The 6,848-nt window shown below is 64.9% G+C and carries 8 protein-coding genes; 1 reads left to right on the top strand and 7 read right to left on the bottom strand.

Annotated features, from left to right (window positions below; all coding sequences use genetic code 11):
* The 5 genes from MPJ51_RS21080 to MPJ51_RS21100 all read right to left on the bottom strand — a co-directional run.
* The coding region (locus tag MPJ51_RS21080; RefSeq protein ID WP_298390915.1) for an NAD(P)H-binding protein at window positions 1–626 on the bottom strand (626 nt) is incomplete at its 3' end.
* Between the two features lie 81 nt (window positions 627–707).
* Window positions 708–1,418 carry a VIT1/CCC1 transporter family protein gene (locus MPJ51_RS21085; RefSeq protein ID WP_298390917.1) on the bottom strand — a complete coding sequence of 237 codons (711 nt, stop codon included), beginning with the start codon at window positions 1,416–1,418 and terminating at the stop codon, window positions 708–710.
* A gap of 54 nt (window positions 1,419–1,472) precedes the next feature.
* The gene (locus tag MPJ51_RS21090; protein ID WP_298390919.1) at window positions 1,473–2,459 is read right to left on the bottom strand and encodes a YcjF family protein; all 987 of its coding nucleotides are present in this window, start codon (window positions 2,457–2,459) and stop codon (window positions 1,473–1,475) included.
* On the bottom strand, window positions 2,452–2,907 hold the full coding sequence (locus tag MPJ51_RS21095) for a GNAT family N-acetyltransferase (protein WP_298390921.1): 456 nt from the start codon (window positions 2,905–2,907) through the stop codon (window positions 2,452–2,454). Before MPJ51_RS21095 ends, MPJ51_RS21090 begins: the two co-directional genes overlap by 8 nt.
* Entirely contained in the window at window positions 2,904–4,319 is a 1,416-nt protein-coding gene (locus MPJ51_RS21100) for a YcjX family protein (protein WP_298390923.1), read from the bottom strand. The genes MPJ51_RS21095 and MPJ51_RS21100 overlap by 4 nt, the downstream gene beginning before the upstream one ends.
* A 108-nt stretch (window positions 4,320–4,427) precedes the next feature.
* Between MPJ51_RS21100 and truA the strand changes: the two genes are divergently transcribed.
* Entirely contained in the window at window positions 4,428–5,192 is a 765-nt protein-coding gene (gene truA / locus MPJ51_RS21105; RefSeq protein ID WP_298390925.1) for a tRNA pseudouridine(38-40) synthase TruA, read from the top strand.
* Here truA and MPJ51_RS21110 read toward each other — a convergent pair.
* Window positions 5,189–6,091 (bottom strand): hypothetical protein, encoded by a 903-nt coding sequence (locus MPJ51_RS21110; protein WP_298390927.1) that lies wholly within the window; start codon window positions 6,089–6,091, stop codon window positions 5,189–5,191. The two genes, truA and MPJ51_RS21110, sit on opposite strands and share 4 nt — an antisense overlap.
* Window positions 6,076–6,720, bottom strand: a complete 645-nt coding sequence (locus MPJ51_RS21115) for a DUF1007 family protein (protein ID WP_298390929.1) — start codon at window positions 6,718–6,720, stop codon at window positions 6,076–6,078. Before MPJ51_RS21115 ends, MPJ51_RS21110 begins: the two co-directional genes overlap by 16 nt.
* Window positions 6,721–6,848 lie beyond the last annotated feature (128 nt).

Genomic DNA, 6,848 nt, shown 5'->3' on the forward strand with positions numbered 1-6,848 from the left:
GGAAGCTCAGACCGGGCCGCCTGAAGGACGGCCTGACACAGATCATCCATGCCCACGCATTGGACCGGCGTATCGGGATAGGCCAAGGGCTGCACGTAAGGAATGGCGGCCAGCATGCGCAGCAGTGCGGTGCCGCCATAATCGCTCTGCCCGATGACAAGCCCCGGTTTCAGCACCCAGACCCGCGCGCCTGATGCGCACAGCGCCGCATCCCCGGCCGCCTTGGTCCGCATAAAATCCGTCGCGGCATCCGGCTCGGCCCCGATGGCCGAGATCTGAACGATCGCAATATCGGCTGCGGTGCAGGCCGTGGCCAGCGCGGCGATGGCGGTGTGATGCACCGCCTCCAGATCGTCCTGCGGGCCGTCCTGCAACGCGCCCGCACAGTTCACCACCACGTCGATACCGGTCAGAACACCCCGCCAGTCCTCGGCGGTCAGCAGATCGCGCAGGTCGCCCTGTATCAGCTTTACCCCGGGCAGAACCCTTGCGCCGGTCTTGGGGTTGCGCACCATGCCTGTCACCTGCGCGCCTTGGGCAATCAACGCCCGTGTGACGGAAGCCCCGATAAAGCCATAAGCGCCCAGTACCAAAAGGTTTTGTCCGCGCAAATCCTGATCCGGCATGATCCTCTTGCCCCTCGTTTGCGCAACCCTAACGGATCATGTTGCGCGAACCAGCCCCGTACCGCGGCCTGCGACAACGGGTCAGGGATGGAACAGCGAGCCCACCAGATAGGCAATCAACGCCGCCGCCCCGCCGATCACAAAGGTTTCGAACCCGGACCGCCACCACGGCGCCAGCGACCAGCGGCTTTTCAGCGCGCCGATGGCAAAGAAGACGCCCATCGTCATCCAGGCCGAGGTCACAAAGGCATCCGGCAGCGACAGCAGGAACGGCAGCAACGGGATCATCCCGGCCACCAGAAAGGCCAGAAACGTCGCCATCGCTGCCTTGATCGGGTGCGGATCGACGCCGCCCAGCCCGTATTCGCCCTCGATCATCAGATCGACCCAATTGTCATGGCTGGCGGTGATGGCTGCGGTTGCGTCTTCCAGCACCTGACCGGACAGGCCCTTTTGTAGCAGGATCTCACGCACCTCGTTGCGTTCCCCATCGGGATACAGGCGGATGTGGCGTTCCTCGATGGCGCGGATGCGGCGGATATTGTCCGTCTCGGCCTTGGTGGCCGAGTAATTTCCCGCCGCCATGGAAAACCCGTCGGCCAGCACATTGGCCAGACCCAGCGCCACGATGACAAAGGGCGACAGGCCCGCCCCGGCCACGCCGGCGACAATGGCGAAGGTGGTGACCGAGCCGTCGATGCCGCCATAGACCACATCGCGCAGCACCCCGCGCCCCGGCGGCGCGTTGATCCGCGCGGCGATTTCCTGCTGGCTGTGGCCGTGGTCGGTCATGGCTGGCTCCGATCCTGTTGTGCAGGATCAGCGTGGCCGAGGCCTTGCGGCAGATCAAGTTTTCGAAAACAGCCCGCCCAGCGCGCGTTTGATCATGCCCCGGGTCGAGGGTTTGTGTCGGTCCGAGAAGGGCAGCGGACGGCAGACCTCCATCGCGGCGACGCCGACCCGGGCGCTGAGCGCGCCGTTCACCAGCCCCTCGCCAAAGCGGCGCGACAGTTTGCTGAGGACCGAGCCGCCCAAGATAGGCTCCAGCAGGTCATCGCCGACCGCCACGGCCCCGGTCGCCACCAGATGCACGAACACCGCGCGGGTTAGACGCCAGCTACCCAGAAACCCGGCGCGGCCACCGTAAATCTCGGCAATCCGCCGGATCATCCGCAGGGACGCCGCAAGCGCGGTGACCACATCCGCCAAGGCAAGCGGGACCAGCGCGGTGACGGTTGCGACCTGCCTTGCTGCGGCCTCAACCTCACGACTGGCAGCGGCGTCGAGCGGGGCCAGCAGCTCATCCTCTGCCAGGGTCAGTAGGGTCGAGGCATCGAATTGCTCGCCCATCCGCTCGCGTAGGCGGTCGCGACCCCATTGGGTTTCAGCACGTCCGTTGTAGAATGAAATCAACCGGTTGGTGACGGCGCGGGCCTGCGCCAGATCAGCCTCGGCCAGGGCTGCATCCGCCGCCCGGCGCATGCCGTCGACGCGGGACAGGCGGCCAATCGCGGCCAGTTCGCGCAGGGCGATCACCAGCACCACCAGCAGTAGCGCCACGATCAACCCGGTGACAATGCCACCCAGAATGGGCGAGCGGTTCAGCAGCGACACCGCAAAATCCCACGCCGCGACCGAGACCACCGCACCGACTACCGCCGCCGCCAGCCCCCAGAACCAGCGCGACAGAACCGAAGGTTGACGCGCCGCAATCCGCGCGGCCCCCTGCATCGCCTGCCCCTGCGGCGGCGTCACATCCGGGACCGGGGGAGCCTGTGCCACATCGGCTGGCGTGTCCTCTTCCAGATCAATCAGAACGGGGCCTTTAGCCATTGCCCGCCTCCTTGCTGCGCCAGACATACTTGATATCGGGCAGGTTTTCATCGTTATCGGCCCCGTCGCTGCGTGCGACCTCGGCAAATCCGTTGCGTTCATAGAACCGGCAGGCCGGGATGTTGGCCTGAAAAGCATAAAGCGATAGTTCTGTCTGACCGGCCATGGCGTGGTGCAGCAATTGCCGCCCGATCCCCTGTCCGCGCGCCGAAGGGGTCAGGTAGAGCGACAGAATTTCGTCGCCGTTCAACGCCAGAAATCCAACCACGCCATCGTCGGTTTCCGCCACGGTGACCCAGCCCTGATCAATCATCCAGCCGCAATAGGCGATGGTCTCCGCGCCGCTGTGCAGTTCCGGCATCCATGGGTTTTCCCGGGCGAAGCCATGCAGAATGTCCCCGGTGCGGCCCGCATCGGTGCTGCGGGCGGGGCGGAGATGGGCGGTCACAGCCGATCCCCGATCAGAAACTGCGCCGCACGGTCCAGCCGGATATGCGGCGGGCCATCGCCGGGCTGCAGGGTCAGCGGCGCGGGTGCGAACGCCATGAAACCGTAATCCTCACCCAACCAATCCTCGGCCCCGTTGCGCGCCGGGTTCAGCAGATGCGAGGGGTCCTCGGGCAACTCGCCGGGATAAAAGGCCGCCTGTTTGCCGCTGTCCAGCAGGGTACCGCGCACGCAGGGCAGTTCGGCCCCGTTGTGGTTGCGCATCTCTTCGGTGGTCGCTCGCAGGGACGCCAGAGACAGGGCGGCAGTTTCAGCCCGGGCGAAATCAGCGCGGTCACGGGCGTCGCGGGTCAGCGCCTCCATAATCGCGGTAAGGCGCGGATGTTGCGTGTGGTGCAGATGGTCGGCCTTGGTGGCGGCAAAGAGGATACGTTCGACTCGTTTGCCCAGCAACAGCTGGCTCAGCCACGCATTGCGCCCCGGTCGGAAGGCGGCGAGAATATCCGCCATGGCGCGACGCATATCTTCGACCGCTTGCGGGCCTTTGTGGATTGCCCCCAGCGCGTCGATCAGCACCACCTGCCGGTCAATTCGCGCGAAATGATCGCGAAAGAAGGGTTTGACCACCTGCGCCTTGTAGGCCTCGTACCGCCGCTCCATCTCGCGTTGCAGGGTACGACGGCGCGAGGGTTCGGTCACCGGCAAAGGCGCGAAGGTCAGAACCGGTGAGCCCGCCAGATCGCCCGGCAGCAAGAAACGACCGGGCGTGCAATCATAGAACCCGTCATCCCGCGCCGCGTTCAGGTAATCAGTAAAGCCCCGCGCCAAGGCCTGCGCCGTGGGCTCGTCATGCGCCCCGCTCAGGTCCGCCCCTCGCGCGCTGGTCAGAAACGCCGCCGCCTGCGGGCGGTTTTCGATGCGTGTCAGCGTGTCGGCGGACCATTGGGCATAGGATTTGTCCAGCAGAGCCAAATCCAGCAACCACTCGCCCGGATAATCCACAATATCCAGATGAATGGTGCGCGGCCCCTGCAACCCTGACAGCAAACCGCCGGGCTGCACCTTGAAGGACAGGCGCAGTTCCGACACCGCGCGCGTGCTGTCGGGCCAATGCGGCGCGGGGCCGGTCAGGGCTGACAGGTGGGCTTCGTAATCGAAGCGGGGCACGGTGTCGTCAGGCTGCGGTTGCAGATAGGCAGCGGTGATCCGCCCCTCTTGCTGCGCCACAAGGCTGGTCATGCGACCCCGGTCCAGCAGGTTCGCCACCAGCGAGGTGATGAACACCGTCTTGCCCGAGCGCGCCAGACCGGTGACACCCAGCCGGATCACGGGTTCGAACAAAGCCTCGGACACGCTGTCGCCGATGGTTTCGACGCCGCGCACAAGATGGTCTGCCAGTGATGAGATGACCAAGCCGTCGCCTCGCAATTTTTTGTTTCGCCCAAGATAGGCAGCCGCCGCCGGACATGCCAGTGCTTTCAAGCCCTTGCCCGACGCGCCAAGTCGCGATACCAGCCCCGCATGCCGAGATATGCGTTGAAAGTTGAATATCAGGGGGCGCCGTTTGCCGGGTGGCAGCGGCAGAAGGACCTGCCCTCGGTTCAGGGGGCCATCGAACAGGCCCTGTCGCGCATTCAGCCGGGCGATCACACGATTGCCGCCGCCGGGCGCACCGATGCGGGCGTGCATGCGCTGGGGCAGGTGGCCCATTGCGATCTGGTCAAGGACTGGGACCCGTTCCGCCTGTCCGAGGCGCTGAACTATCACCTCAAGCCACAGCCGGTTGCCATCGTGCAGGCCGCCCGCGTTGCTGATGACTGGCACGCGCGGTTTTCGGCGGTTGAGAGGCAGTATCTGTTCCGCATCCTGATGCGCCGCGCACCTGCGACTCATGATGCCGGGCAAGTCTGGCAGATCAATCACCAGTTGGATGTCGCGGCGATGCAGGCCGGTGCGGATATGCTGATCGGGCGGCATGACTTCACCACCTTCCGATCCTCGATCTGTCAGGCCGCCAGCCCGGTCAAGACGCTGGATGAGTTGCGGGTGGAGCAGGTGCAGGGCTTCTCCGGCCCCGAGGTGCATTTCCACGTCCGCGCTCGGTCCTTCCTGCACAATCAGGTGCGCAGCTTCGTCGGCACGCTGGAGCGCGTCGGTGCCGGGGCATGGACGCCTGAAGATGTGCGTGATGCATTGGAGGCCACCAACCGCGCCGCCTGCGGGCCGGTCTGCCCTCCGCAAGGCCTGTACCTTGCGCGGGTCGGATATCCCGATCCGGTTTTCTAAAGCGCCCGCAGCAGCAGCCCGCTGGCGATCACTGCGATCAGCAACCCGGCCACCAGTTCAATCGTCGGGGCCAGCACAGATGCAAACCGCGTGGCCGAGGCCGAGGCAAGCAACCCGCCGCGCAACCCGAATGAGGTCCAACCGACCAGAGTTGTCACCAGCGCCGTGCCCAGCGCCATCGCAAAAGCGCCCGCGATGCCGACCATGGCGATGCCCATCTGCCAGGTCAGGATCAGAACGAACAAAGCTCCGGTACAGGGCCGCGCCGCGATACCCGCGATCAACACCAGCGCCTCGCGCAGGGTGCCGACATTGGCGACCTCTTCGGCGCTGGGGCCGTGGCGATGGCCGCAATCCGAGCAGACATCTCCATGGTCGTGATGCGTATGTGCTGTCTGGTTGCGGTGCCGCCGTGCAAAGCCGCGCATCGCACGAAACACCAGCCACAGACCAATTGCCGCAATGGCGGCATAGCTGATCGGGGCCATCACCTGTTCGGTCGCACCGACAAGGCTCTGCCGCGACATCTGAAAGATCAGCACGCCGGCATAGACCAGCACAATGGCAGTGACTGCCTGACCCAGACTGGACAGAACGCTGATCGCCGACAACCGCCAAAAGGCGACGCGACGGCCCAGCCCATAGCCTCCGATCAGGACCTTGCCGTGACCGGGGCCGATGGCGTGAAAGAACCCATAGGCGAAACAGACGGTCAGCAGGGTCGCAACCGCCTGCGGCTGCTCGGCCCGCGCGGCGCGCAGGGCCTGGGCGATCTGGTTCTGAAAATCGCGCTGTTCCCCGGCGGCCCAGGCCGCGAGGCTGTCAAACCCGCCACTGCCCCAGAACCACAGCAGCAACCCGCAAGCCAGAGCGACCGGAACGATCAGGTATTTGGACATGAAACGCGGACCTCGGTCGCGAAGTTTTCCCCGACCAGGGGAATGTCGTTTTCTTCTAGATCGTAATCCGCGTCGAGCGTTTGCAGAAACGCCTGCATCTGCGCCAATTGCCCGTCGATATCAGGCTCGATCCGTTCGATGGCGCATTCGGTCGGCCCCGTGACGATGACCGGGCGCGTCACCTCATAAGCGGTGTAGTAACTGTCATCATAGGCTTTGGCCGAGATCGACGCCGCCGGAACCGAACCATCGGTGACCGCCCGCAAATGCGTGGTGATGATACGCCCGTTTTCGGTGGTCGCGGTGGGTTCCATCGGGCCGGACAGAGCGACAGGCTGGCCGTCGGCAAACAGGACCAGATCGCCGTTATACCCCTCGACCCATTGCGCATCGAAGCCCGAGAGGTACTGTTCCTCGGCCTCGCTCAGTTGGCCATCGCCATCCTGATCCAGCCGCAGATCCTCAAGCACCAGCAGCGAGTAGAAATCATCATAGGCCCAGGTCACACGGACATGGGTCAACTGGCCAGAGGAATCGACGATGAATTCCAGCCCCGTGTCGATAAAGACATGTGGGTGCGCCAAGGCGGGCAGCGGCAAACAGGTCAGAAACGGGATCATCCAGCGCATGAGCGCAAGATAGGGTTCCTTCCCGGCGGCGGCAACGGGTTTTGAACGAAAGGTGCAGGAACCGGCCGAGCCTTAACCGGGCGGAAACAGCACCAGCGTTTGCAGGGCGGTTCCGATGGGGCCTTCGG

It is taken from the genome of Ruegeria sp., from assembly GCF_028066395.1.
In the GTDB taxonomy this organism is placed as follows: Bacteria; Pseudomonadota; Alphaproteobacteria; order Rhodobacterales; family Rhodobacteraceae; genus Ruegeria.

Excerpts from the sequence above, each read along its gene's own strand:
- MPJ51_RS21085 (WP_298390917.1), bottom strand. The coding sequence starts at position 1,418 with ATGACCGACCACGGCCACAGCCAGCAGGAAATCGCCGCGCGGATCAAC.
- MPJ51_RS21090 (WP_298390919.1), bottom strand. The coding sequence starts at position 2,459 with ATGGCTAAAGGCCCCGTTCTGATTGATCTGGAAGAGGACACGCCAGCC.
- truA (WP_298390925.1), top strand. The coding sequence starts at position 4,428 with ATGCCGAGATATGCGTTGAAAGTTGAATATCAGGGGGCGCCGTTTGCC.
- MPJ51_RS21110 (WP_298390927.1), bottom strand. The coding sequence starts at position 6,091 with ATGTCCAAATACCTGATCGTTCCGGTCGCTCTGGCTTGCGGGTTGCTG.
- MPJ51_RS21115 (WP_298390929.1), bottom strand. The coding sequence starts at position 6,720 with ATGCGCTGGATGATCCCGTTTCTGACCTGTTTGCCGCTGCCCGCCTTG.